The organism is Planomonospora algeriensis (assembly GCF_977012225.1).
In genome coordinates this window covers 1-22366 of the sequence record NZ_CDRNDK010000014.1, presented here as the reverse complement: position 1 = coordinate 22366, position 22366 = coordinate 1, and the positions used below count along the sequence as shown (strand labels likewise).

The following is a 22366-nucleotide window of genomic DNA, read 5'->3' as shown; positions in this document are numbered from 1 at the left end:
CGCGGACCTTCCCTGACGCCCGATGAGTTCACCGATGAGCCGACTCCGGCAGGATCCAGACCGCTCCGGCTGCTCGCGACGGGCACCGGCACCACACCCTCCACTATATGTACAAGTGTACACATAGTGTGTACCCTTGTACGCATGACATCTGATGCGGACGGCCGCTCGATGCGCGAGCGCATGCTCGCCGGCGACCTGTACATCGCCGACGACCCGGAACTGACCGAGCACCACCTGCGGGCCATGGACCTGATGGACGCGTTCAACACGACATCGGCCCGCGAGCCGCAGGAGCGGCGCCGGCTGCTCACCGAACTGCTCGGCGCGGTCGGCGAGGACACGGAGATCCGGCCGCCGCTGCGGGTCGACTACGGCAGCCACATCCGCATCGGCGCCCGGTCGTTCGCCAACTTCGGCCTCGTCGCCCTGGACGTCGCGCCGATCGTCATCGGCGACGACGTGCAGATCGGCACGAACGTCCAGCTGCTCACCCCGACGCACCCGGTCGACCCGGAGCCCCGCAGGGCCAAGTGGGAGGCCGCGAAACCGATCACCATCGGCGACAACGTGTGGCTGGGCAGCGGGGCGATCGTCCTGGCCGGGGTCACGATCGGGGAGAACACCGTCGTCGGCGCCGGCGCGGTGGTCACCCGCGATCTGCCGGCGAACGTCGTGGCGGTGGGCAATCCCGCCCGCGTGATCCGCACGATCGAATCCGGCACTCCATGAGCGATCCCACCGCGGTCTCGCGGCCATCCGCTTCGCGGCGGCCCCGGCGGCACGACCCCGGACGGCGGGACCGGCTGATCGACGCCGCCCTCACCGTCATCGCCGAACGCGGCGTCGCCGCAACGACGCACCGGGAGATCGCCCGCGTCGCCGACGTGCCGCTGGGGTCGATGACCTACCACTTCGCCTCCCTGGAGGAGGTCCTCATCGAGGCGTTCACCCGGCACGCCGAGTCGGCGGCCCGCGTCTTCGACGAGCGTCTGGGCGCCGCCCGGGACCGTGAGACGGCGATCGAAGCCGTCGTCACACTGGTCTCGGACGACCTGCTCGGCTCACCGCACGACCTCGTCCTGGCCGTGGAACTGTACGGGGCCGCGGCGCGCAACCCCGCGCTGAAGGCCGTCACCCAGTCCTGGATGGCGCGCAGCCGCCGAGCGCTGGAACTCCACTTCGACGCCACCACCGCCCGGGAACTCGACGCGCTGATCGAAGGGCTCGTGCTGCACAGCGCCCTGTCGACCGACCCGATGACGCCCGAGCAGATCCGCCACGCCATCCGCCGATACCTGCGCTGATCTCCCCTTCCCGCCTCCGCCGCACCTCCGTGATCGGAGAGCCGCCCTCCGTCGCCGCCGTCCCTCTCGCCGCGCCGGGCGCGGCGAGGCCGTCACCGCGCTGTTCTTCACCAACGGCACCGTGTCCTTCGGCGGCCACCGGCCTCATGAAGCATCGCCGATTGAAGGTTGATCGCGATGAGAGCAGGTTTTATCCGGAAAAGTTTACACCGATGTTTCAACGATATCGTTGAGGCCATGGACATCAAGGACACGGCCCGTCCGCTCGACGGCGCGAGCGTCTCGGCGTTCCTCCGGTCGCTTCCCGCCGCGCCCTTGCTGCTCGGCCTGGGCGAGGCCAGGCACTTCGTGGGCGAGCTGGGTGAGTTGCGCAACGAGGTCTTCCGGCATCTGGTCGAGCACGAGGGCTACCGGTCATTCGTCATCGAGAGCGACTGCCTCAAGGGCCTGGTGGTGGACGACCACATCACGACGGGCGCGGGCACGCTCGACGAGGTCATGGAACGCGGCTTCAGCCATGGCTTCGGCGCGTCACCGGCCAACCGCGACCTCGTACGCTGGATGCGGGCGTACAACGAGGAGCATGACGACAGGCTCCGGTTCTTCGGGTTCGACGGCCCGCTGGAGTACTGGGCCGAGAGTCCGCGCCAGGCGCTCACCGCCCTTCACGCCCTGCTCGACGGCCCGCTCCCCTGCACCGGCGAAACCCTCGACGCGCTGCTGGGACCGGACGACCGGTGGACGAACCAGGCCACGGTCATGGACCCGTCCCAGTCGATCGGCCGGTCCACCGAAGCCCGGCGGCTGCGCCTGATCGCCGACGACCTGGTGGCGCTGCTCGACACGCAGGCGCCGCGGCTGAGCGCGCAGGACAGGGAGCGGGCGGCGCTGTACGCGCGCACCGCCGTCGGCCTGCTCCGCTACCACTCCTGGATGGCCGACACCTCCCCGGTGCGGGTGTCGCGGCTGTCGGCCCTGCGGGACGCGATGATGGCCGCCAACCTGCGTGCCGCCGCCGAGCACGGCCCGGCCCTGGTCTTCGCCCACAACCTCCACCTGCAGCGGACCAGGAGCCTCATGCGGCTCGGCGACCAGACGCTGCAGTGGTGGAGCGCGGGGGCGATCGCCGAGACGCACCTGGGCGAGCGGTACGCCTTCCTGGCCTCGGCCTTCGGCTCGATCGGCGCCGACGTCCCGCCCCCGGACACCGTCGAGGGCATCCTGTCCGCACTCCCCTGGGACCGCTCTCTCGTCGACGCCCGCCTCCTGGCCGGAGCCGTCACACAGCCGAGCCCGCGCATCTCACGGGACTACGCCTACTTCCCACTGGACCCGGCCGACCTCGGCATGATCGACGGCATCGTCTTCCTCAAGGAGACCGCCGCCTGGGATTGACCGCGCCGCACCGGGCTCCGGCCGCGCGTTCCCCGGTCCCGGCTCTCCGCCGAGAGCGACTCCACGCTTAAACGAATAGTTCAAAACAAGTAGTTGACAACCGATCACCTATTGATCATCCTGGTCTCATGTCGCCGACTTCCGAGCAGCCCGCAGACCCTTTCGCCCCCCTGCATCCGGGGCAGGCCCGGGCACACCGCGAATACGCCTCACTCCTGCGCATCACCGAACGGCACGCCGCCACCGACGCGCAACGGCGACGGCAGGTCCACCCCTCGGTCCTCGGACCGCACGAGGCCGTCAGGATCGTGTCGTTCCTGCTCAGCGGTGCGGCACTGCCGGACGACGGCGAGCCGGAGGTGGACCGGGCCGACATCGTCGCCGCCCTGAGCCTCATCCCCCAGGCCCGCGCGCAGGCGGACGACCTGGAGGCCGGGCTCATCCGGATGGCGCGGGGCCGCGGCATGACCTGGCAGGAGATCGCCTTCGGCCTCGGGCTCGGTACCCCGCAGGCCGCCAGGCAACGCTACGAGCGGCTGGCCGGTCGGGCCGCCTCCGGCCCGCAGGACGATCAGCCCTGAGCGGGGAGTCCTCCGCCCGGAGCGGGCGGCTCCTCCGACGGCGGCTGCGGGGCCGGCCGGTTACCGGCGGCCGTCCGGGATGGCGACCAGCCCGCCTTCGTAGGCGGCGATGACGAGCTGGGCCCGGTCGCGCGCGTCCAGTTTGGCCAGGAGGCGGCCGATGTGCGTCTTGACCGTGCCGACGGTGAGGTGCAGATGCTCGGCGATCTCGGAGTTGGACATCCCCCTGCCGATGAGGGTGAGCACCTCGCGCTCGCGCTGGGTGACGACGTCGAGGTCCCGCGCGGCCTGGGCGGGATGAGGGCCCTGCAGGAACTCGGTGATGAGCCGGCGGGTCACGGTGGGCGCGAGCAGCGCCTCACCGGAGGCGACGACTTCGACGGCGGCCAGCATCTCGCTCGCCGTGGCGCTCTTGAGCAGGAAGCCGCTCGCGCCGGCCCGGAGCGACGCGTAGACGTACTCGTCCAGATCGAACGTGGTGAGGATCAGCACGCGCGCGCCCACGCAGGCGGGATCGGCGCAGATACGCCGGGTCGCCTCGATGCCGTCCATCTCCGGCATGCGCACGTCCATGAGGACGACGTCGGGGCGGTGCCGCCGGGCCAGGAGCACGGCCTCGGCGCCGGTGCCCGCCTCCCCCACGGTGACCAGCCCCGGGGTGGCGTCGATGAGGACTTTGAGGCTGTCGCGGATCAGCACCTGATCTTCGGCGAGCAGGACCCGGACGGGCGGGGACGGTTCGTGCGGGGCGGTGCCGATGCTCAGATCGTCGATGCTCACGTCGCCGGTGCTCACGTCGCGGTGCCGTCCGGATCGTAGGGCAGTCGAGCCGACACGCGAAAGCCTCCTTCGGGCCGAGGCCCCGCCTCGAACGTTCCTCCGTACATCCTGACCCGTTCCCGCATGCCGATCAAGCCGTGGCCTCCGTGCTCCGCTCGCGGCGGCCGGCCGTGGCGGGGGCCGTCGTCGACGACCTCGACCGCGGCCTCCCGCCCGTCGGCGTCCACGGTGACCGAGCAGCGGGTGTGCCCGGCGTGGGTGACGACGTTGGTCAGGGCCTGCTGCACGATCCGGTACACCGACACCGCGACCGCGACGGGCAGCTCGGCCTCTTGCCGGACGGTCAGGTCCACCTCGATCCCGGCCGAGCGGGCATGGTCGGCCAGCCCGGGCAGGTCCGCCATGCCGGGCACGGGCACGGGGGCCTGCTGAGAATCACCGTCGGAGCGCAGCAGGTCGAGCACCCGGTGGATCTCGGCGAGCGTGCTGCGGCTGGTCTGCTCGATGACGGCCAGCGCGGCGCGTACCTCCTGCGGGCGGGTGTCGGCGACGTGGTTGGCGACGGTGGCCTTGACGGCGATCAGGCTCATGCTGTGGCCGATGATGTCGTGCAGCTCCCGGGCGATGCGCCTGCGCTCGTCGGTCACCGCGGCCTCGGCGAGATGGCGGACGAGGCGGGCGGTCGTCTCCCGCTTCCAGCGCACGACCGTTCCGGCCGCCCACGCGGCGCTCAGGAGCACGCCGATCGTGCCGATCTCGATCGGCCAGGCCGGCCGTATCTCGCTGGGCGTCGCCGCGGGCTCGAGCCGGGAACACCTGCGCGTAGAAGCTCAGGACCGCGGTCACCATGGCGAGCAGGCAGGCCGCCAGCCCCGCCGCCGACCATGCGATCGAGGCGGTGGCGGCCACCAGGTACAGCACGAGCACGGTCGGTGTGAAAGTCAGCCAGATCGCGCCCGCCGCGACGGCGCCGGCCATGGTCGCCGCCGCGGCCGTGGCGCACGCAACGGCGAGTACGGCCCGCGGCCGGCGCCGCCGGACGGCGATCGGGAAACTCACGACCGCCGCTATCGGCCAGGCCGACCAGGGCGGCCAGGACGACGACGGCCCCGGCGGGTCGACGACGGCGTATCTGATGATCAGCGCCACGGCGACCGCCACCACCGCGTCGGTGATGTCCTTTCCACCGCGCCGCCATCCAGCCCATTCCATACCGGGACGGTATCGCCTTATCGATCATGGTGCATCCGCGGCGGCTCGGGAGGTGGGCAGCCGGCCGGCCACGCGGACGGTGAGCCGTCCATCGCCGGCGAGTTCGGCGAGCCGGTCGAGCTCGGCTGCGGCCTTGACGTAGTCGCGGACGAAGATCGGGGCGACGCGGATCCGGTCGGTCCCGTCGCCCTGGTAGCCGCGGACGGTGACGACGGTGCCGCCGTCCTTGACGGCCGGGAGCACAGCCGCCTCCAGCGCGGCGGCGTCGAAGAGTCCGTCGCGCCGGCCGGGAGCGCCAGCGTGTCGAGCGCGAGTTGCGCGGTGAGCCCGTTCATCGGGATGGTGGCGGCCTGGACGTCCGAGAGCCCGGCCGGGACCTTCGCGACCGACCGCGCCGGCACGACCAGGTCCGCCCGGTAGCCGCCGTGCTCGCCCGAGGGCACCACGATGGCCATGACGGCGTCCCCGACTGTGAACGCGCGGTCGACGGCGGGACCGATCTCGGTGATCACGCCGGCTACCTCCATGCCCGGCACCCGCACCGCGTCCGCCGCGTCTTGCCGCGGACGAGAACGGGTCATCGCGTCGACCGGGTTCACCGTGGCACTGGTGACCCGGATCCTGACCTGACCGGGGCCGATCGGTTCGGCCGCCAGATCGAGCTCGCCGAGAGCGTCCGGTCCGCCTGGTCGTGTCACTCCGGTTGCTTGAACCACGGTAGTTCGTCACTTCTTGTTCGTTGCTGCCCGGATGGTGATGGGCAGGGCTGACTGCGCCGCCGGCATCAGCCGCGGCGTGTGCTCCACCCGAGCCGGCTATGGCGACGCGGGGGCCTGAAGACCTTCGAGCAGCAAGCTGCACACCTCGTCGAGCTCGGCGCCGATGCCGGGGTCCTGCCATTCGGCGGCATGAGCGAGGTGATGGAACTTGGCGGTGGCGTGGAAGACCACGCGGGCGGTGGCCTCCGCGCCGTCGGCGATGATGGCCGCCAGCTGGCCCAAGAGGTCGGCGACGTGGTCGGTGGCGACGGTGCTGTGCGCAGCCGCGAGGATGCCATAGGCGGCGAGCAGCTCCGGGTCCTGTAACTTGATACTGCGATCTCCGGCGTGTAGACCGCTTCGCACACTCGCGCAGACGACTTCGGAGTCGGATGCGGTAGCCGCCGCACCTCGCTGCTCGACCTCGCCGTCATCACTTTGACCGGATTCCGCGCGGCCGGCATGCCCGGCTTCGAGCGCTACGCCCTCGCCCGCGCCACGATCGTGCTCGATCGGCTGGATGGAGGCATCGCCCGCATCCTGGCCGCCAAGGCACGACTCGACGCCGATGAGGCCTTCCGGAACTCCGGTGAATGGCTCGACGCCTACGCCAACTCCCTCCACCGCTCCGTCAAGAACGACCGGGATGGACATGCGCTCGCCGCCCGCCTCGACGCCGCCGACAGCGTCCGGTTCCTACTGGAACTGCTCTTCGCGCTCCCGCATGGTGCAGCACTTCCCGCCTCCCATGTGCGAACCGCTGCGGGCCCGATCGTTGTCAGCGGTCATGCGCCCCGTCAGTGCCGGCGAGCAGAAGCCAGGAGCCGGCCGCTCCCGGCCGGACTGCCGGAAGCGCCGACAGTCCTCAGGAACAGGGATGCCGAACCGCTCGCACAGCGCCGAGACGCACCGGAGATCATCTTTCTGTGATCCTCGGGCACCTGACGTCTCCCGGTGTCAGGCAGCGTCCGAGCCGTCCAGTGCTTGACCTCAATTGTGGTTGAGGTCCCAGAATCGCTGACGGCGGGCGGCGCGGCTGGACGGGCCGGCCGGCCGGAACGCGCCCGCATGTCCTGGATCGAATCCCGTCTCAACCATGGAGATGTCTGTCATGACCGAAGTCGTCGTCATCGGTGCCACCGGCAAACAGGGTGGCGCGGTCGCCGACCTGCTTTTGGAACGCGGCCACGAAGTGGTGGCGTACGTGCGTTCGCAGGAGTCGCCCGCCGCGAAGGCGCTGTCGGCCCGGGGCGTACGGCTCGCCACCGGCGACCTCGCCGATCCCGACGCGCTCCAGCGGGCCTGCACCGGCGCCGACGCGGTATTCGGTCTGTCGGTGCCGTTCAGCGAGGGCGGCAGGGACGAGGAGGTCGCGCAGGGACGCCTGCTCGTCGACGTCGCCGCCCGCCTCGACGCCCACCTGGTGTACTCCTCTGTGCGCGGCGGCGACCGACCGGTGGCCACCGGCATCGACCATGCCGACAGCAAGCAGCTCATCGAGGCGTATCTGCGCGAGCGGCCGGTGCGCGCGACGGTGCTCGGCCCGGTGTACTTCATGGAGAACGTGCTCAACCTCGGCTTCAGCCGGCTCGGCGACGGCATGCTCGCCAACCCGCTGAGTCCCGGCAAGCCGCTCGACCAGGTGAGCGTCTTGGACATCGCAAGCATGGCCGTCCATGCCGTCGAAAACCCCGACGAGTTCGTCGGCGAGCGGATCGACCTCGCGTCCGATCGCGTCACCGGCCAGGAGGCGGCCCGGATCCTGAGCGAGGTACTCGGCAGGGAGATCCCCTACCGGCAGCTGCCGCTGGACATGGTGCGGCAGTGGGCCGGGGAGGAGGTGGCCGCGATGTTCGAGAACTTCGAGAACACCACCGACTTCCTTGACATCGAGGCTCTGCACGCCAAATACCCCGCCGTGCACTGGCACAGCTACGCCGCGTGGGCCAAGACGGTGGACTGGGACAGAATCCTCGCGGGCTGAGCACCCTTCGGTCCTGCCATGTGTTGCGCGGAGAGACCGTCAGCAGCTTGCGCGGAATTGATGTCGGCGGCTTCCTCAGGGACTCTGCAGACGAGCGAACCTCGTCATGACGTCTCTTTCGGCTGGAACCTCCGGCACTCGGGTTCTTCCCACGGCGCGGCGGACGAGGGTTAGCGCGTCACGCGGTAGCGGAGGTAGACGACTTTCGAGCTGAAGGTGCGAGTCTCGACGAGTTCGAGATCCACCCGGCGCTCGCGGTGAGGAAAGAACGCAATGCCGCCGCCGACCAGCACCGGGTAGACCCTGACCCGGTACTCGTCGATCAGGCTCAGCGCGGCCGCCTCGGCGGCGAGCAGGGCGGGCAGCCGCGTCAGGATCCCGGCGGCGAACCCCTCGCTCTCGCGCGTCAGCCCGCAGGGGCCGGGACCGCCGGATATCAGGGACACGCCGTCGCGCCACAGACTCAAATGCACGTGGCCGCCGTTGCCGACCCCGCCGGCCAGCACCTTCGGCGCGAAGGCGGCGCGCATCCCGGTGCGTGCGGTGACGGCGCGGACGGTCTCGCGCACCAGCACCGCGAGGTCGGCCGCGCCGACCGGGTGCGTCACGGCGACGGAGACCTCGTACTGGCCGGGGGCGTATTCGGGGTGTATCTGCTCGACCGCGACCCCCTGGTGGCGGTGGCGGCGATTTCAGGTGGTCGTAAAGCCAGCCCCGGCCGAGACCGAATTCCTCCGCTCCGAGCCATTCTTGCCGCATCGCCGGTCACGGCAAGTCCGGCCACATGATCACATCAAGGTTCACGACGGTCACCGTTCTCATCTGGCGTCGCGGACCCGGCCGCACTTCGGTCGGGCCGCGACACGGGGTCTGGGGAAACTCTTACACCACTTCCATGGACGCACCCCCGGTCTCACCGTCCGGTACGGGCGCAAGACCCCGCTGCTGGCCGATCCCCCCGGAGTTCCTCGTGTCCGTTCGCAGTCGGCGATCTCTTGGGCTCTGCCAGGAGGCCCCGATGTCGCCATACTGGTCTTTGCGTGCTTTCGCGTGATCGGTTCCAGTCGGCACTTCGTGTGCTTGCCCTGTCGCGTCTCCTCCAAGAAACGAACCGAGGCGCGAGGTGGCAACCGCCGCCCTCGCTGCCGGGGGACCTTGATCGATGCCGGTCATGACCTGGCCGTGTCCAGGCGGGCTGATGCCGCCGGATGGAGGGCGCTCACGGCGGTGCTACCGCAGGAGTGACCTTCCACTCATCGTGCTGTGAAGGTCCCGGGTGGCGGCCACGCCGCTGATGAGACGCCGGTGGCAACGCCACCACAGCGTCTCGCCGCACATCACCACGGTCATCCCCGGTCCGGCGGCCCGGACCTCCTCCACCAGGACGGCCATCGCCGGCGGCCGCCCCGCCATGCCTCAGTGCTCGTCGCGTCCGTTGCGTCCGCCGTGCTCGTCGCGTCCGCCGGTCTGCCCCGACAGCCAGGTCCGCATGTCGGCGACCTGGGCCTGCTGGGCGACGATCCCCGTGGCCGAGGCCACCCGCAGCTGGGGGTGGTCGGCACGGGCTTCCGGCTCCAGGAACTCCATGATGCCCCACAGGTGGTGCGGGATCATCAACCGCGCGAACTCGACGTCGAACCGCCTGCCCGCCGGGACCGATCGCAGTTCCGCGACCATCATCGCCAGTTCCTCGTCCAGGTCCTCGATCTCCCGGCGGGCCTCGCGGGGGAGTCGCTGCACGGCCTGCCGCGGGGTGAGCCCGTACCAGTCGCGCAGCCAACGGGTGAACTGCCCGATCTGGAAGCCCTGGAAGGCGATGATGTTCTCGGAGTGGGTGCGAAGCTGCGGGTCGACGCCGCGCTGGAGATGCAGCCGGGACATCTCGACCCCGGCACGGTGGTGCGGGATCATCTGCGCGAAGAACGCGATCTCCAGCAGATCGCCCTCCATCCTGGCCAGGGTCTCCCCGAAGTCGTACGCCCTCGGCGGGGTGGGATAGGGCTGGAGACCGGAGTCGTGGCCGTGGCGGCCCCCGGGCGCGGCGGCGCGGGACGCGGTCGGCGCGGCGGCCACGCGCGACGTGCCCGGCGCCGCAGCGACGTTCGGAGCGTTCCACGTGACCGCGACGGAGCTGCCGGGTGAGGTGCTCCAGGCGATCGTGACGGGAACGACGATCGCCCCGACGGCGACGGCCGTGGCGATGGCGATGTTTCGGCGGAGAACGGTCAGGCGCATGCTGCGGGCACCTCTTCTGAGTCGTCTGAAAGCGGATCGGCTGAACGGGTCGTCCGGACGGGCGTCCAGGCGTCCAGGCGTCCAGGCGGACGGGCGGACGGATCCGCCGGGGCTGGATCACCGGCACGGTGACCGGCCGGGCACCGCCGTCGGCCGGTCGTCCCCTGTGAACGTCCGTCCCGCCCGCCCCGCCGGGCGGGCGGGTGCCGCACCGTCACGCGTGATCGTCGTGTAACCGCGCTCCGCGCTCAAGCGCGACACGGGGCAGCGCAGGCAGGTGGCGGAACCCTGACGTGATCACGACCGAAGACGGGCGGGACGGCCCAGGAGAACGTAAAACGCAGGGCTCCGGATGGCCCTGGCGGACGGGCGCCCGGATGGCCGGACCCGCGTCCCGCGCGCCGGTCAGACCGTGCCCGCGGGTCCGCCGCGCCCTTCCGTGAACCCGCCCGCGAGCCCGTCCGGCCCGCTTCCCACCGGGGGGACGGCGATGGGAAGCAGGTACGGGCGCTTGGCCGTACGGCCGTCACCGGAGGAGCGGCCCAGCAGGCGCCGGCCGATCCAGGGGCCGAGGAAGGCGGCGGCCCAGCGCAGCTCGACGGCTGCGGCCCGCCAGCCGGAGGGGACGACCGCCGGGGAGGGCAGCGGGTGGGTCCAGTCGTCGCCGCTGCCGGGCAGCCCGAGCGCGTGGGCGACGGCCGCCGCGATCCGCTCGTGCCCGAGCGGGCTGGCGTGCAGCCGGTCCCGGCTCCACAGCCGCGGGTCGGTGACGACCGGATGGTGGGAGGTCTCGGCGACGACGACCCCGTGGCGCAGCGCGGCGGCGCGGATGCGCTGGTTGAGCGCGGCGGCGCGCGGGGCGGCCGGGCGGGCCAGCGGGGTGATCCGCGCGATGTCGGGGAAGGTGAGGGTCGCCACGAGGGCGCCCTGCGCGGTGAGTGCGGCGAACATCGCCTCCAGGTGGCCGGCCGTCTCATCGGCGTCGAACCGGGGGCGGAGCAGGTCGTTGACCCCGGCGACGACGGTGACGAGGTCGGGGCGGAGGGCGAGGGCGGGGCCGAGCTGCTCGGCGTGGACCTGGGAGGCCAGGCGTCCGCGTACGGCCAGGTTGGCGTACTGGAGAGCGGGGCTGGCCACCGCGAGCCGCTCGGCCAGCCGGTCCGCCCAGCCGCGCAGGCTGCCGGCGTCGTCGCCGTCGCCGAGTCCCTCGGTCTGGCTGTCGCCCAGGGCGACGTAGCGCAGGTACTCACCCCCGGGCATGGGCCGCCCGCCTCTCTTGCAGGATCGCCGCACTCCGGCGGCACCAGTCGCGGTTGCCCTGCTCGAAGGCGAGGCCGCGCAGGCACGTCAGGTAGGGGCCGATCCGCTCGCCGTGGCGCAGGAACTCCTCCTCGCTCCGGCCTCCGCGCATCTTCCGCAGCAGCCCGCCGAGCAGGTGGATCCTGGCGTCGGCGAAGGCGGCCCGCTCCGCGAGCCGTGCGATCACCTCGCCGGCGTCGACGTGGTCGGCGGCCTGGACCTTGACGAGGAGGTCGTCGCGGATGAAGGAGGGTTTGGCGGCGGCCGCCGCGAACCGCTCCAGCTCGGCCAGGCCGGCGCCGGTGACGGTGAACACCCGTTTGTTGGGCCGGGAGTCCTGCACGACCTCCCTGCCGCTGACGAGTCCGTCCCGCTCCAGCCTGGCGAGTTCGGCGTAGAGCTGCTGAGGCAGGGCGTGCCAGAAGTTGGCCACCCCCAGGCTGAACGCCTTGGCCAGCTGGTAGCCGCTGAGCTCCTCGTCCAGCAGTGCCGCCAGCACGGCGTGCCGCAGAGCCATCGACGCCGCCTTTCTCGCCTCCACCCGGAATGGGCCCGTACACTGTAGTAAATTACATGACTAATCACGTCCTTGAATAGGATGACCGTTGTGGGCCGCTTCCGGGCCGCCTGCACGGCGGCCCGGTCCATGGCACCGGCCTGATCCGGGCCAGGCTGGGACTCGCTGTTGCGTGCCCGGTTGTCGACAGGGGTCGTGCGCCCGGCTGCTGTCAGTGGAGCAGGCGGTCAGGCACGGACGGGTCGCCGGTGACCAGCGCGGTGCGCTCGCCGGAGTCCACGCCGATCCGCCAGGAGGCGCCCATGGCCAGCTGGGCGGCCAGCGTGGCCGCAGTGCCGGCGTCCAGACGCAGGCCGGTGTCACCGGTGCGGCGCCAGTGCGCGAATGTGCGCCAGTCGAACGCCAGAGCAAGGGCGGTCAGATACAGCAGCAGTGCGACAACGGCCATGATCACTCCTTGTCGGTGGCGTCGGCGGTGTCGGTGCTGCTGCAGCAGCCGTCGCCGCACCCATCGGACGTAGCCGGGCCGGAGGTGGGAGCCAGGGCGGTGGCCGGGGCGCAGCAGGCGTCCCCGCGCCAGGCCTCGCGTCCTTCCTTGACCGCCACCGCGGCGATGATCAGGGCGGCGATCGGGTCGGCCCACCACCAGCCGAACAGGCTGTTGACGGCCAGGCCGGCCAGCAGGACCGCCGACAGGTAGGTGCACAGCAGGGTCTGCTTGGAGTCGGCCACCGCCGAGGCCGAGCCGAGCTCGCGGCCGGCTGTGCGCTGGGCGTGCGACAGCAGCGGCATGATCGCCAGGCTGAGCGCGGCCAGGACCAGGCCGGGCGTGGAGTGCCCGGCCTGCTCGGCGCCGAGCAGGGCGGTCGCGGCCTCCACGCCGACGTAGGCGGCCAGCGCGAAGAACGAGACCGCGATGACGCGCAGCGCGACCTTCTCCCGCTTCTCGTGATCGGCGGCGGAGAACTGCCAGGCCACCGCGGCGGCCGAGGCGACCTCCACGATCGAGTCCAGGCCGAACCCGATCAATGCCGCCGAGGAGGCCAGGGTGCCGGCGGTGATCGCCACGGCGGCCTCGATGACGTTGTAGGTGATGGTGGCGGCCACCAGCAGCCGGATGCGCCGGGCCAAGGCGGCGCGGCGGGCCGGGGCGGGGCCCAGGGACAGGGTGGCCATCAGCAGCAGCCCTCTGTCTCGGCGCCGGCGCAGGTGCGCTCGGCGTCGGCGGCCACCGCGACCACGGCGGGCGCGCAGGTCGTCCAGGGCGTGGCCGAGCCGGGCGTCGGCCAGCTCGTAGCGGGTGCGCCGGCCGACGGGCACGGCCACGACCAGGCCGCAATCGCGCAGGCACGCCAGGTGGTTGGACAGGCGGGTGCGGGAGATGCCCAGGGCTTCGGCCAGATCGGCCGGGTGGGCGGGCGCCTGGCGCAGGGCCAGCAGGATGCGGCAGCGGATCGGGTCGGCCAGCGCGCGGCCGAATCGGGCGAGCACCTCGACCTCGGGGGCGATCGTCAGCATGTGCCCACAGTACACGGAAATCTGAATTCAGGAAACCATGTACATAGGATGGCTTTCCTGTGATGGTGATGCCGGGCGCCCGGCCCTCCTTGGTGTCCAGGTCGAAGCTCTCGGTCAGGCTGATGACCTTCACCCCGCGCTCGCGCAGTTCGGTGACGACACTCAGCACATGCGCGGCCGATCGGCCCCACCGGCCGGACTTCCAGAACACCAGCGTGTCATCGGCCCGCAGCTTGGTCAGTGCCGCAGCGAACTGGGGACGGTCGCCGCACAGGTGGCTGGAGACCTTCTCCTCAAACAGCAGGTCGTACCCGTGCTCGGCGAGGGCGTCGAGTTGCAGCTGGGGGTTCTGGTCACGGGTCGAGGCGCGGCAGCAGGCGACGGTGCGGCCGGCCACAATAGGTCCTTTCCGTCCAGAAAAGTAAGCTTTTCTGGACACTGTAGCGACCTGCGCCGACACCGTCCGGAAACCTCTGCCCGGAAAGCCGGATGAGGTTCTCGGAGCTGGCGTGGTATCCGCCGGATATTAATACAGGTGCCCGGCCGACGGAACAGATCACCTTCTCGCGCAGCCTGTCCCACCGACCGGAAGGCGACAGTCGCTAGACGGTGGTTTGTTAAGGCGGGGTGTAGAGGTTGAGAGGCCGTCCTGCGGTGACGGCTTCGAGCATGGCCTGCAGTTCAGTGGGCGGGGGCCTGGTCGACCAGTTGCGCCACCAGCGTCGCAGCAGCGCGCAGGGGGTCAACCAGCCGCGGACGTGACGCAGGGCCCGCGGCCAGCACCAGGGCGCCGGCGGCGCCGCGCGATCGGATCCCCCTCTCTCCACCGTCGGCCGCGGCGGGCGGAACCTGCGGCGGCGGGGCCGGACCACCCGGCCGGGCATGCCAGCAGAAGGCGAACGCGCACATCACCAGCGTCCAGTGGCGCCGGATCGCGGCATCGGAGCGGACCTGGAAGTCGGCCCAGCCGAGTTCGTCCTTGACCTGCTTGTAGCCCTGCTCGATCCAGGTGCGCAGGCCGTACAGGCGCACGATCTCGGCGAGCTCGGCGGCCGGGAACGGCGAGCGGGCCGCGGCCGGACCGCCGGGGCGGGGCAGGTTGGTGGCCAGGTACCACGTGGCCTTGGCCGGCAGCGTCGCCGGATCAGTGGTCGCGATGATGAGCCGGACCGCCTGGTGGGGGCCGTAGCCGCCCAGGGCCGCGTCGGCGGCCCAGCACACGCTGGTGCGGCCGTCGTGAAAGCGCCGCACGACCCTGGTCCACGCGCCCGGCGCGGGCGGACCGCCCCACGGCAGCAGGCGGGCGGCGTCGATCGGCGTGTGCGCCTCCTCCATCGGGGCCCAGCAGCCCTGGTGCGGCTTGAGTGCCAGTACGAACGGCACCCGCGCGGCCCACAGCTCGGCGGTGAAGGCCGCATTGTCGCCGTAGGCGCAGTCGGCCACCACCGCCCGAAACGCCACCCCGGCGGCCCGGGCCCGGTCGGCCAGCATGGCCGCGATCTGCGGCTTGGTGCGGAACGCCGGATCTGCGCGCCCGCGGGGCAGTCGGCCCGCAGGGGTGTAGGGCAGCGCGTGCAGGGGGTAGTAGACGCGCTCGTCGGCCCACAGCGTGCTCACCGCTACGATCCCGTTCTCGATCTTCCCGACCGAGCCCAGGTACTGGTGGGCGACATGGGCGGTGGCGGTGCCGTCTTTTCGGTCGCCGGTGTCGTCGATCACCAGGGCCCCGTCCGCGTGCGGCGCGGTCGCCGGATCGGCCCGCAGCAGCTCCAGCCGCCGAGCGTTGATCGTCTCCGGGTCCCACGGCGACTCCGACAGGAAGAACTGCAGCCGCTGCACCGCCGCGTTCTGGGCTCCGGTCACCGGCTCCGCACCGGCCAGGCAGGTCAGCGTCTTGTTGCGGTCCCGCGGCAGCAGCAGCCCGGTCAGGTAGTCGCGAAACCCCCGGCGCTGCGCGAGCGAGCGCCACAGGTCATCGAACCGGGCCGCGTACTCCTCCAGCGGGCCCGGGGCCGGTGGACACGGACGTCGTGCGGTCGTCATCACGACCACCCCCGAATGGCAGGATTTTCCCTCCTCCCACCGGCTTACCGCGGCACCAGCCCCAGGTCAACAAACCACCGACTAGGTCGCCGAAACCCTCCACACCGGGGCCGGGCCGTCCCAAGGGACGCAAGAACCGTGGGGTCCGTCCCTACCACCCCGTGATCAAAAAAGGCAGACCGGACAATACCGGACATCCCAAGGGGCAGAGTCCACGCGCCCGAGCGAAGGCCGAGACCGCCCAACCTTAAATCGCCAGCGATGATCAAGGAGGGCATCACGTGGATTCCGGACGGCCTGCGGCCGATCAGGTGTACGAGCACTACCGGCGGCTTCTCAGCGAGGCCGAGTTGACTGTGGCGCTGAGCTGGACCGTCATCCTTCCCCACGGCGGCGCGGACCCGCTCACCCTGCAGGAGGTGAGCACGCGGCTGGGCGACGGAACGAGCCACGAGCTTCACCGGACGGCCCGTCCCCATATCGTCAACCTCCCGCTCCCCCGCGCCGGACCGTGCGCGGTCATGGACCGAATCGGCACGGCAGTCGTCGTGTACGGGATCAGCGAGCTGTCCCTCCCCAGCGTGCTCCAGCGGGTGAGCGTGAACGCCCGCGTCTACAACGCCTGGTGGAACGTCAACTCCGTGAACTCCCTGTCCCTCGCCGTCGACGCGAGGTCCTCCTGGCAATCGACGGACTGTTCCCGGGACGCGCTGAGGACCACCCCGGCCTGACGCAGTGGCCCGAGTTGGCGGCGCTGGAGGACTTCTTCGTCGACGTTGTGGATGAGGAGTTTCTCGGCAGAGACGACAGCTGGGACTGGCAGGCGGGTTTCCTGGCGGCCGTCGAGCTGGCCGCAGGCGTGCGGCTCGACCGGGCGTGGCTCGACGGCGAACACCCTTACCTGACGTTCTCGGGCTCTATCCCGACCTGACACGCCCCTCGCACCCGTCCCGAAAACGATCATTTTCGGGACGGTTGTTTCTGGGGTCGGAGCGGTCAGGATAAGCCCGGCCGCCGGCTCTGCAGCGTGGGCAGGCCGCATCCGGCGTGGCGCGGTGGATCTCTCCACGTCGATGCCGCGGTCCCGGCGGCCGCCGAAGTCGTGGCGGTAGCCGAGCCGGTCCCCGGCACGAGAGGCCGGGGACCGGCGTCACCGCCGCATCGTCGCGGCCGCCCCCGCTGGTCCCGCGTCCATCCTTACCGGGATCCGAATGTCGTTCAGGCGGGGCCGTCCGAGGTCGCTTCGGGTTTCGTATGGAGGATCTCGCGGGCTTGCTCTGCGGCGCGGGCGATACTCTCGGAGACGAAGTCGACGAAGCGGGCGATGTTCTCCAGCCGGGCGGCGGCCGGGGTGCCGGGGCCGAGGACGCCCACGCCCTGGCGGGCGATCTCGCCGAGGTGGGCAGTGGACCGGGCGCCGGCCATCGTGGACTGGTACATGACGTCGTCGTCGACGACGTAGCGTTCGCGGCGGCGTTCGTAGCGTTCGCGGCGGATGAGGCCCTGGCTTTCGAGGAACGCGACCGCTTTGGAGACGGACGCCGGGCTGACCTGAAGGCGCCCGGCGAGTTCGGCGGCGGTGAGGCTGCCGGTGTCGGTGGTGTAGAGGCTCGCCAGCACCCGGGCCGTCATCGTGGGCAGGCCCGACTGCATGAAGACGGTGGTGAACGTCTCCTCGTACTCGCGTACGGCCTCGGCGTCGCGTCCGTGGGCCTGCGGGGGCGTGCCGGGAGCCGGGGGTACGGTCTTCCTGCGGCGGTGGGCGCGGCGTTCGGTGGCGCGGTGGGCCAGATCGGCGCGGTAGGCGGCGGGGCCGCCGTTGCGCATCACCTCGCGCGTGACCGTCGAGGTCGGGCGGTCGAGGCGTCGGGCGATCTCCGCGTAGGCCAGGCCGTCGGCCAGTCCCAGCGCGATCTGCTGGCGTTCCTGCTGGGTGAGTCTGCCGCCCGGCATCGCGGTCTCCTTCATCGTCCGTGGTGTCCCCACCATAGCGTTCACTCTCCACCGGTTGCAACGAGAGCGTTTGAGATCATTGCGTTAGATTCAGAACCGTTGCAACAATTTTCAAGCATTAACCTGCGAAAACTACTCTCATGCGCAACATATACGTTGCCGAGATAGTGAAAGCAACGTAGCTTTTCCCTTGTTGGAAACAAGATGCCGACGGAGAGCACGACACAGACGAAGGAGCACACCATGCACAAGTTCGCCACCCCCACCCCGGTCTCGACGGTCCTGGACATCCCCGCAGGATGCATCCGCCTCATCGCCGCCGACCGGACCGACACCACGGTCGAGGTCCTGCCCGCCAACGCCGCCAAGAGCCGCGACGTCAAGGCGGCCGAGCAGACCACCGTCGCCTACGACGACGGCGTCCTGCGCATCTGCACCCCCGAACCCGCAAACCAGTTCTTCGGCCCCTCCGGATCCATCGAGGTGACCGTCCAGCTGCCCGCCGGCTCACGCATCGAGGCCAAGGCCGCCAGCGCCGAACTGCGCGGCGTCGGACGGCTCGGTGACGTCTCCTTCACCGGCGCGCAGGGCACGATCAAGCTCGACGAGACCGAAAGCGCACACCTGACCCTCCAGGCCGGCGACGTCTCAGTCGGCCGCCTGGGCGGCCCCGCCCGGATCAGCACCCAAAAGGGCGACCTGCGCATCACCGAGGCCGTGCACGGCACGGTCACGCTGCGCACCGAGCACGGCGACATCTCGGTCGGCGCCGCCCGCGGAACCTCCGCGTCCCTGGACGCCGGCACCACCTACGGCCGCATCCACAACGCCCTGACCAACACCGACGGCGCCGCCGCCGGGCTGACCATCCACGCCACCACCGCCTACGGCGACATCACCGCCCACAGCCTGTAAGAAGAGCGCCTCGCAGGGCCCGCGCCAAGGGCCTGTCGGGCGCAGCGGCCCCATCCCCTCCAGCTGAATTCCGCAACAGTCCTCAAGGAGCACACCACCATGTCCACCCCCCACCCCGTCCAGGCCCGCCCGCAGCTGCACAAGACCATCGAAGAGATGATCGACTCCGGTTTCCTCGGCGTGACGATGCGCGTGCACGACGAACGCGGCGAGTGGACCGCCAGCGCCGGCACGGCCGAGCTGGGCCAGAGCGCCACACCGCCGGTCGACGGGCACGTGCGGATCGGCAGCAACACCAAGACCTTCACCGCCACCGTGGTGCTGCAGCTGGTGGCCGAAGGCAGGCTCGGGCTGGAGGACCCGATGGCCGACCACCTGCCCGGGCTCGGGCTGGACGAGCGGATCACGGTGCGGATGCTGCTGCAGCACACCAGCGGGATCTTCAACTTCACCGGCGACTACGACCCCGACGGCACGTTCGTGCCAGGGAGCCCCGCCACCACCTCGGGCAAGGAGTGGGCGGAGGGCCGGTTCACCACCCACCGGCCCGAAGATCTGGTCCGGCTGGCGCTGTCGAAGCCGGCGCGGTTTGCGCCGGGCACCGGCTGGAGCTACTCCAACACCAACTACGTGCTGGCCCGGCTGCTGATCGAGAAGGTCACCGGCCGGCCGGTCGCCAAGGAGATGCACCGGCTGATCCTGGGGCCGCTCGGCTTGTCGGGCACCGTCCAGCCGACCAGCCAGACCGACATCCCCTCCCCGCACGCCCGCGCCTACTACCGCTACCAGGACGCCGACGAGCACAAGACGGTCGACGTCACCCGGCACGACCCCTCCTGGATCTCCAGCGGCGGAGACATGATCTCCACCACCCGTGACCTGCACACGTTCATCTCCGCGCTGATGGGCGGCAGGCTCCTGCCGGCCGCGCTGCTGGCCCAGATGTGCACCCCGCACCCGACGGGCATCCCGAACATGGACTACGGCCTGGGCGTGTTCGTGCTGACCACCGACGGCGGCGCCACCGTCATCACCCACAACGGCGGCATCGCGGGCCACGCGGCGCTGATGTACAGCACGCCCGACGGCGGCACGACCCTGACCGCCGCGCTGAACTACGTCGACGACGCCGAACTGTCGATGGGAGCGGCCTTCCAGCAGGCGGCCCAGCGCCTGGTCGCCGAGGTGTTCGACGGCGGACAGGCCGGGCCGGCTCAGTAGGGGGCCGGGTCATGCGGACCCGCACGGGCCGGATCGGCCCGCCCCGCCCCTGCCGACTCCCGCCGCACGCACGACCGGACCCACCCGGACCGCACACCGCGGCAGACCGACGCCGAAGGACGGCCCCGACCCGAAGCAGCCACCACGAACGCGCGCCCGGTGTCCCCAGGCGGCGTACTCCGACACCGCGTCGGAGTACGCCGCCTCGTTCGTGTGCCGGACGGCCGTGACCTTCACCGGTAAGCGGCGGCGGATCTCCAACGTCATCCAGCGGAAGCGACCACCCACCGCCAGAGCCGAAGCCGTTGGTCACGACTCGTCGAGTTCGCCGAGGATCCCGCGGTAGTAGCGGCGTCGCTCGCTCAGAAGCCGGGCGATCTCTTCGTCGGTGACCGGGAGGATCTCCTGGAGGCGCTGCAGCACATCGTCTCGCTGCGGATGATCGCAGGTGCCGACGTACTCCACCGCGCGGGCCGCTCCTGCGGACAACAGCAGACGATGGGGAAGGCCACACCAGGTGTCGAAGCTTCTGAGGATCGCCTCCCACAGCAGCCAGATGTCCTCGGTGCGCCGGTGTTCGGCGACGAGCAGGGCTGCGATCTCGATGGTGTGGCTGAACCCCCAGGAGTGTCCGTGCCGCTGTGTCTCCTGCTTCAGCAGGAACCGGGCGAAGCCGGCGTCGGCGCGGTCCGGAGTGCGGATCAGGGCGTGAAGGACGTGTCGACGATCCTTCCACCACAGGTCAACGGGTCGGCCGTCTTCATCGTGACCGGCCTCGAACTGCAGCAACTGCCAGTGCTCGGGATCGTCTTGCCACCAGCGCACGCTGAAGGCCTGCGGCGCGGGGCGACGTTGCGCTGAGTCGTTCATCCCGGCGTTCCGGTCTCGGCTTTCGGAGCGACGGCGGTGGCCAGGTAGCGGTGCAGGGAGGTCTTGGGGATGCCGGTCTTGGCCGCGATCGTGCCGAGGGACTCGCCCTGGGCTTTGAGCAGCCGGGCGTATTCGATCTTGTCGGCGGGGTGGGCGACGGGCCGGCCGATGCGGCGGCCGCTCGCTTCGGCGACGGCGCGGGCGTGGGCGGCGCGCTCAGCGGTGTAGGTGCGGTCCATCTCGGCGAACAACGCCAGCAGCAGGAAGGCGATGCGGCCCATGCCCGCGTCGGTGGTGTTGACCGGCAGCGGGTCGGCCTGGGAGCGCACGCCGACGCCGCGCTCGGAAAGGTCGTGGACCAGGTTGAGGACCTCGCGCAGGTTGCGCCCGAGCCGGTCCAGGGTGTGTACCACGATGGTGTCGCCCGCTCGGGCGTAGGCGAGCAGGGCGGTCATGCCCTCGCGCTCGATGCTGGTGCCGGTCTTGCGATCGGTGTAGATGCGTTCGGCCGGGATGCCGGCCGTGGTCAGGGCGTCGAGCTGGCGTTCCAGGGACTGCTTGGTGGTCGAGACGCGGGCGTAACCGAGCTCGAGACCGCGTTCAGGATGATCAGCAACCGGGGGCATGCCCCGACCATACAGGAAGTCAACTCCGTACCATCTTTCCGGAACACATGTTGTGGGCCGACTTGTGGAACGGAGACGGTCCCCGGTACGGCTCGCCGATGGCGCCCGCTTCCGATCGCTCTCCCCCAGGCCGGTAGGCCACCACCGGCTTATCCTCGATCTGGCCGATCAGGCGGGGTAAGGGACGTGCCATGACGAGACAGAGATCATCATCCGTGATGATCTGAACATGAAACGTATGAGCATCGCGCTGGTGATGGCCGGGCTGCTGAGCGTCGCGATTCCCGGGGGCGCCGCGCACGCGGCCCCTGAACCGGGCTCTCTCGATTCCGTCGTCAAAGCGATCAAGGAGCAGTTCGCGAAGCAGAGTAGCGTGCGCTTCTTCGTCAAGCGACGTGGCGGACCTCCGGCTACCTGGGACATGAAGGCGTCCGGTGCGTACCGCTTCAGGGCTTCAGGGGTGTACGCCGCCGACACCACGGAGATCTCTCAGGAGCCAGATGGGACGGGCCGCTCCCGAGGGATCAGCATCGGCCGGGAGTTCTACTCCCAGGCCTACGTGCGGTCCAAGGAGGGCAAGTACGTCTGGAAGTCGCGTCGACGGTGGGGAAATGGAGCTACGGGCGGAACCTGGCCGGGGTCATCTGGGGAGAGGACTTGATCAACGGGATCAACCCGGGCTTCCTCAAACTGGGTGCCTCTTACGGTGCAACCAGCACCGACGGTGGCACCTTCGAGGGAGTGAAGACAACCCTCTACAGCGGCACGGCGATGGTTCCCCAGCTGGGTGAGCGGCAGGCTGGAATGTTCTTCGGGACCGAGGAGGATGCCACGTGGGGTGGACCGATCACCTGGAGACTCTGGGTGGGCCCGGATGATCTACCGAGACGTTTCCACGCCGTCATGAGGTTCACCCGGCCGGAGGGCGGCGACGGCGAGACCATGACGATGAACATCGTCTATCGGGGATGAGGAACCCCCGTCAAGATCACGGCCCCGCCCCAGCACCTCATCACCGACGACTGGTGATCGGCGATCCCCGGCCAAGACCTCGTCCTTACCCGCTGTCGTGAGCGGCACTGGGAGCCGGCCCTCTTCCCGGGTTCCGCAGTTGGTGGTCACGCATGATGCCGAATCTGGTGTGTGAGCTGC

The 22366-nt window shown here is 70.6% G+C and carries 25 protein-coding genes and 4 pseudogenes; 11 read left to right on the top strand and 18 right to left on the bottom strand.

The window, feature by feature from the left end; genetic code table 11:
• Positions 1–144: 144 nt before the first annotated feature.
• The 4 genes from ACWJ6R_RS03065 (at position 145) to ACWJ6R_RS03050 (ending at position 3283) form a co-directional block, all read left to right on the top strand.
• Positions 145–732, top strand: a complete 588-nt coding sequence (locus tag ACWJ6R_RS03065; protein WP_449060717.1) for a sugar O-acetyltransferase — start codon at positions 145–147, stop codon at positions 730–732.
• Positions 729–1307: a TetR/AcrR family transcriptional regulator gene (locus ACWJ6R_RS03060; protein ID WP_449060716.1), complete on the top strand. Its 579-nt coding sequence runs from the start codon at positions 729–731 to the stop codon at positions 1305–1307. The genes ACWJ6R_RS03065 and ACWJ6R_RS03060 overlap by 4 nt, the downstream gene beginning before the upstream one ends.
• Positions 1308–1544: 237 nt before the next feature.
• Complete coding sequence (locus ACWJ6R_RS03055) at positions 1545–2702, top strand: erythromycin esterase family protein (protein WP_449060715.1); 1158 nt, start codon at positions 1545–1547, stop codon at positions 2700–2702.
• A gap of 128 nt (positions 2703–2830) precedes the next feature.
• On the top strand, positions 2831–3283 hold the full coding sequence (locus ACWJ6R_RS03050) for a DNA-binding protein (protein WP_449060714.1): 453 nt from the start codon (positions 2831–2833) through the stop codon (positions 3281–3283).
• A gap of 60 nt (positions 3284–3343) precedes the next feature.
• Here ACWJ6R_RS03050 and ACWJ6R_RS03045 read toward each other — a convergent pair whose 3' ends face one another.
• The 6 genes and pseudogenes from ACWJ6R_RS03045 to ACWJ6R_RS03020 all read right to left on the bottom strand — a co-directional run bounded on the left by ACWJ6R_RS03045 (position 3344) and on the right by ACWJ6R_RS03020 (position 6687).
• On the bottom strand, positions 3344–4063 hold the full coding sequence (locus ACWJ6R_RS03045; RefSeq protein WP_449060713.1) for a response regulator: 720 nt from the start codon (positions 4061–4063) through the stop codon (positions 3344–3346).
• An 11-nt stretch (positions 4064–4074) separates the two neighbouring features.
• Entirely contained in the window at positions 4075–4803 is a 729-nt protein-coding gene (locus ACWJ6R_RS03040; protein WP_449060712.1) for a sensor histidine kinase, read from the bottom strand.
• A gap of 88 nt (positions 4804–4891) precedes the next feature.
• Positions 4892–5275 (bottom strand): annotated as a pseudogene (locus ACWJ6R_RS03035) (DUF7134 domain-containing protein); the annotation flags it as partial.
• A gap of 24 nt (positions 5276–5299) precedes the next feature.
• Positions 5300–5518, bottom strand: coding sequence for a hypothetical protein (locus ACWJ6R_RS03030; protein ID WP_449060735.1), 219 nt, complete (start codon positions 5516–5518; stop codon positions 5300–5302).
• A gap of 140 nt (positions 5519–5658) precedes the next feature.
• Positions 5659–5973 (bottom strand): annotated as a pseudogene (locus ACWJ6R_RS03025) (alcohol dehydrogenase catalytic domain-containing protein); the annotation flags it as partial.
• A 117-nt stretch (positions 5974–6090) separates the two neighbouring features.
• The gene (locus ACWJ6R_RS03020) at positions 6091–6687 is read right to left on the bottom strand and encodes a hypothetical protein (RefSeq protein WP_449060711.1); all 597 of its coding nucleotides are present in this window, start codon (positions 6685–6687) and stop codon (positions 6091–6093) included.
• Positions 6688–7144: 457 nt separating this feature from the next.
• On the opposite strand from ACWJ6R_RS03020, the gene ACWJ6R_RS03015 reads away from it, so the two are divergent.
• Positions 7145–8017, top strand: coding sequence for an NmrA/HSCARG family protein (locus tag ACWJ6R_RS03015; protein ID WP_449060710.1), 873 nt, complete (start codon positions 7145–7147; stop codon positions 8015–8017).
• Between the two features lie 170 nt (positions 8018–8187).
• Here ACWJ6R_RS03015 and ACWJ6R_RS03010 read toward each other — a convergent pair.
• The 9 genes and pseudogenes from ACWJ6R_RS03010 to ACWJ6R_RS02970 form a co-directional block, all read right to left on the bottom strand.
• A pseudogene (locus tag ACWJ6R_RS03010) lies at positions 8188–8685 on the bottom strand (hypothetical protein); the annotation flags it as partial.
• Between the two features lie 562 nt (positions 8686–9247).
• Complete coding sequence (locus ACWJ6R_RS03005; protein ID WP_449060709.1) at positions 9248–9430, bottom strand: hypothetical protein; 183 nt, start codon at positions 9428–9430, stop codon at positions 9248–9250.
• Positions 9431–9433: 3 nt separating this feature from the next.
• Positions 9434–10252 carry a DUF305 domain-containing protein gene (locus ACWJ6R_RS03000; protein WP_449060708.1) on the bottom strand — a complete coding sequence of 273 codons (819 nt, stop codon included), beginning with the start codon at positions 10250–10252 and terminating at the stop codon, positions 9434–9436.
• 405 nt (positions 10253–10657) lie between these two features.
• A complete protein-coding gene (locus tag ACWJ6R_RS02995) occupies positions 10658–11512 on the bottom strand; it encodes an SGNH/GDSL hydrolase family protein (protein ID WP_449060707.1) in 855 nt (284 codons plus the stop codon).
• Positions 11499–12068, bottom strand: coding sequence for a PadR family transcriptional regulator (locus tag ACWJ6R_RS02990; protein ID WP_449060706.1), 570 nt, complete (start codon positions 12066–12068; stop codon positions 11499–11501). The genes ACWJ6R_RS02995 and ACWJ6R_RS02990 overlap by 14 nt, the downstream gene beginning before the upstream one ends.
• A 211-nt stretch (positions 12069–12279) precedes the next feature.
• Positions 12280–12516: a hypothetical protein gene (locus ACWJ6R_RS02985; protein ID WP_449060734.1), complete on the bottom strand. Its 237-nt coding sequence runs from the start codon at positions 12514–12516 to the stop codon at positions 12280–12282.
• Positions 12517–12518: 2 nt separating this feature from the next.
• Positions 12519–13586, bottom strand: a complete 1068-nt coding sequence (locus tag ACWJ6R_RS02980; protein WP_449060705.1) for a metalloregulator ArsR/SmtB family transcription factor — start codon at positions 13584–13586, stop codon at positions 12519–12521.
• 88 nt (positions 13587–13674) lie between these two features.
• Positions 13675–13983, bottom strand: a pseudogene (locus tag ACWJ6R_RS02975) (recombinase family protein); the annotation flags it as partial.
• Between the two features lie 284 nt (positions 13984–14267).
• The gene (locus ACWJ6R_RS02970) at positions 14268–15629 is read right to left on the bottom strand and encodes an IS701 family transposase (RefSeq protein ID WP_449060704.1); all 1362 of its coding nucleotides are present in this window, start codon (positions 15627–15629) and stop codon (positions 14268–14270) included.
• A gap of 281 nt (positions 15630–15910) precedes the next feature.
• Here ACWJ6R_RS02970 and ACWJ6R_RS02965 point away from each other — a divergent pair, with 281 nt between their 5' ends.
• Together ACWJ6R_RS02965 and ACWJ6R_RS02960 are read left to right on the top strand one after the other, a co-directional pair.
• Positions 15911–16360 carry a hypothetical protein gene (locus tag ACWJ6R_RS02965; RefSeq protein ID WP_449060703.1) on the top strand — a complete coding sequence of 150 codons (450 nt, stop codon included), beginning with the start codon at positions 15911–15913 and terminating at the stop codon, positions 16358–16360.
• Between the two features lie 14 nt (positions 16361–16374).
• Positions 16375–16560 carry a hypothetical protein gene (locus ACWJ6R_RS02960; protein WP_449060702.1) on the top strand — a complete coding sequence of 62 codons (186 nt, stop codon included), beginning with the start codon at positions 16375–16377 and terminating at the stop codon, positions 16558–16560.
• Positions 16561–16847: 287 nt separating this feature from the next.
• Here ACWJ6R_RS02960 and ACWJ6R_RS02955 read toward each other — a convergent pair whose 3' ends face one another.
• Complete coding sequence (locus ACWJ6R_RS02955; protein ID WP_449060701.1) at positions 16848–17582, bottom strand: helix-turn-helix domain-containing protein; 735 nt, start codon at positions 17580–17582, stop codon at positions 16848–16850.
• 243 nt (positions 17583–17825) lie between these two features.
• Between ACWJ6R_RS02955 and ACWJ6R_RS02950 the strand changes: the two genes are divergently transcribed.
• Complete coding sequence (locus tag ACWJ6R_RS02950; protein WP_449060700.1) at positions 17826–18497, top strand: DUF4097 family beta strand repeat-containing protein; 672 nt, start codon at positions 17826–17828, stop codon at positions 18495–18497.
• Positions 18498–18596: 99 nt separating this feature from the next.
• A complete protein-coding gene (locus ACWJ6R_RS02945; RefSeq protein ID WP_449060699.1) occupies positions 18597–19718 on the top strand; it encodes a serine hydrolase domain-containing protein in 1122 nt (373 codons plus the stop codon).
• Positions 19719–20027: 309 nt separating this feature from the next.
• Here ACWJ6R_RS02945 and ACWJ6R_RS02940 read toward each other — a convergent pair whose 3' ends face one another.
• Positions 20028–20588, bottom strand: coding sequence for a hypothetical protein (locus ACWJ6R_RS02940; protein WP_449060698.1), 561 nt, complete (start codon positions 20586–20588; stop codon positions 20028–20030).
• Positions 20585–21214, bottom strand: a complete 630-nt coding sequence (locus ACWJ6R_RS02935; protein WP_449060697.1) for a recombinase family protein — start codon at positions 21212–21214, stop codon at positions 20585–20587. The genes ACWJ6R_RS02940 and ACWJ6R_RS02935 overlap by 4 nt, the downstream gene beginning before the upstream one ends.
• 238 nt (positions 21215–21452) lie before the next feature.
• Here ACWJ6R_RS02935 and ACWJ6R_RS02930 point away from each other — a divergent pair, with 238 nt between their 5' ends.
• Both ACWJ6R_RS02930 and ACWJ6R_RS02925 read left to right on the top strand, forming a co-directional pair.
• Positions 21453–21875: a hypothetical protein gene (locus ACWJ6R_RS02930; RefSeq protein WP_449060696.1), complete on the top strand. Its 423-nt coding sequence runs from the start codon at positions 21453–21455 to the stop codon at positions 21873–21875.
• Positions 21872–22186 carry a hypothetical protein gene (locus ACWJ6R_RS02925; protein ID WP_449060695.1) on the top strand — a complete coding sequence of 105 codons (315 nt, stop codon included), beginning with the start codon at positions 21872–21874 and terminating at the stop codon, positions 22184–22186. Before ACWJ6R_RS02930 ends, ACWJ6R_RS02925 begins: the two co-directional genes overlap by 4 nt.
• The last annotated feature ends 180 nt before the right edge of the window (positions 22187–22366 follow it).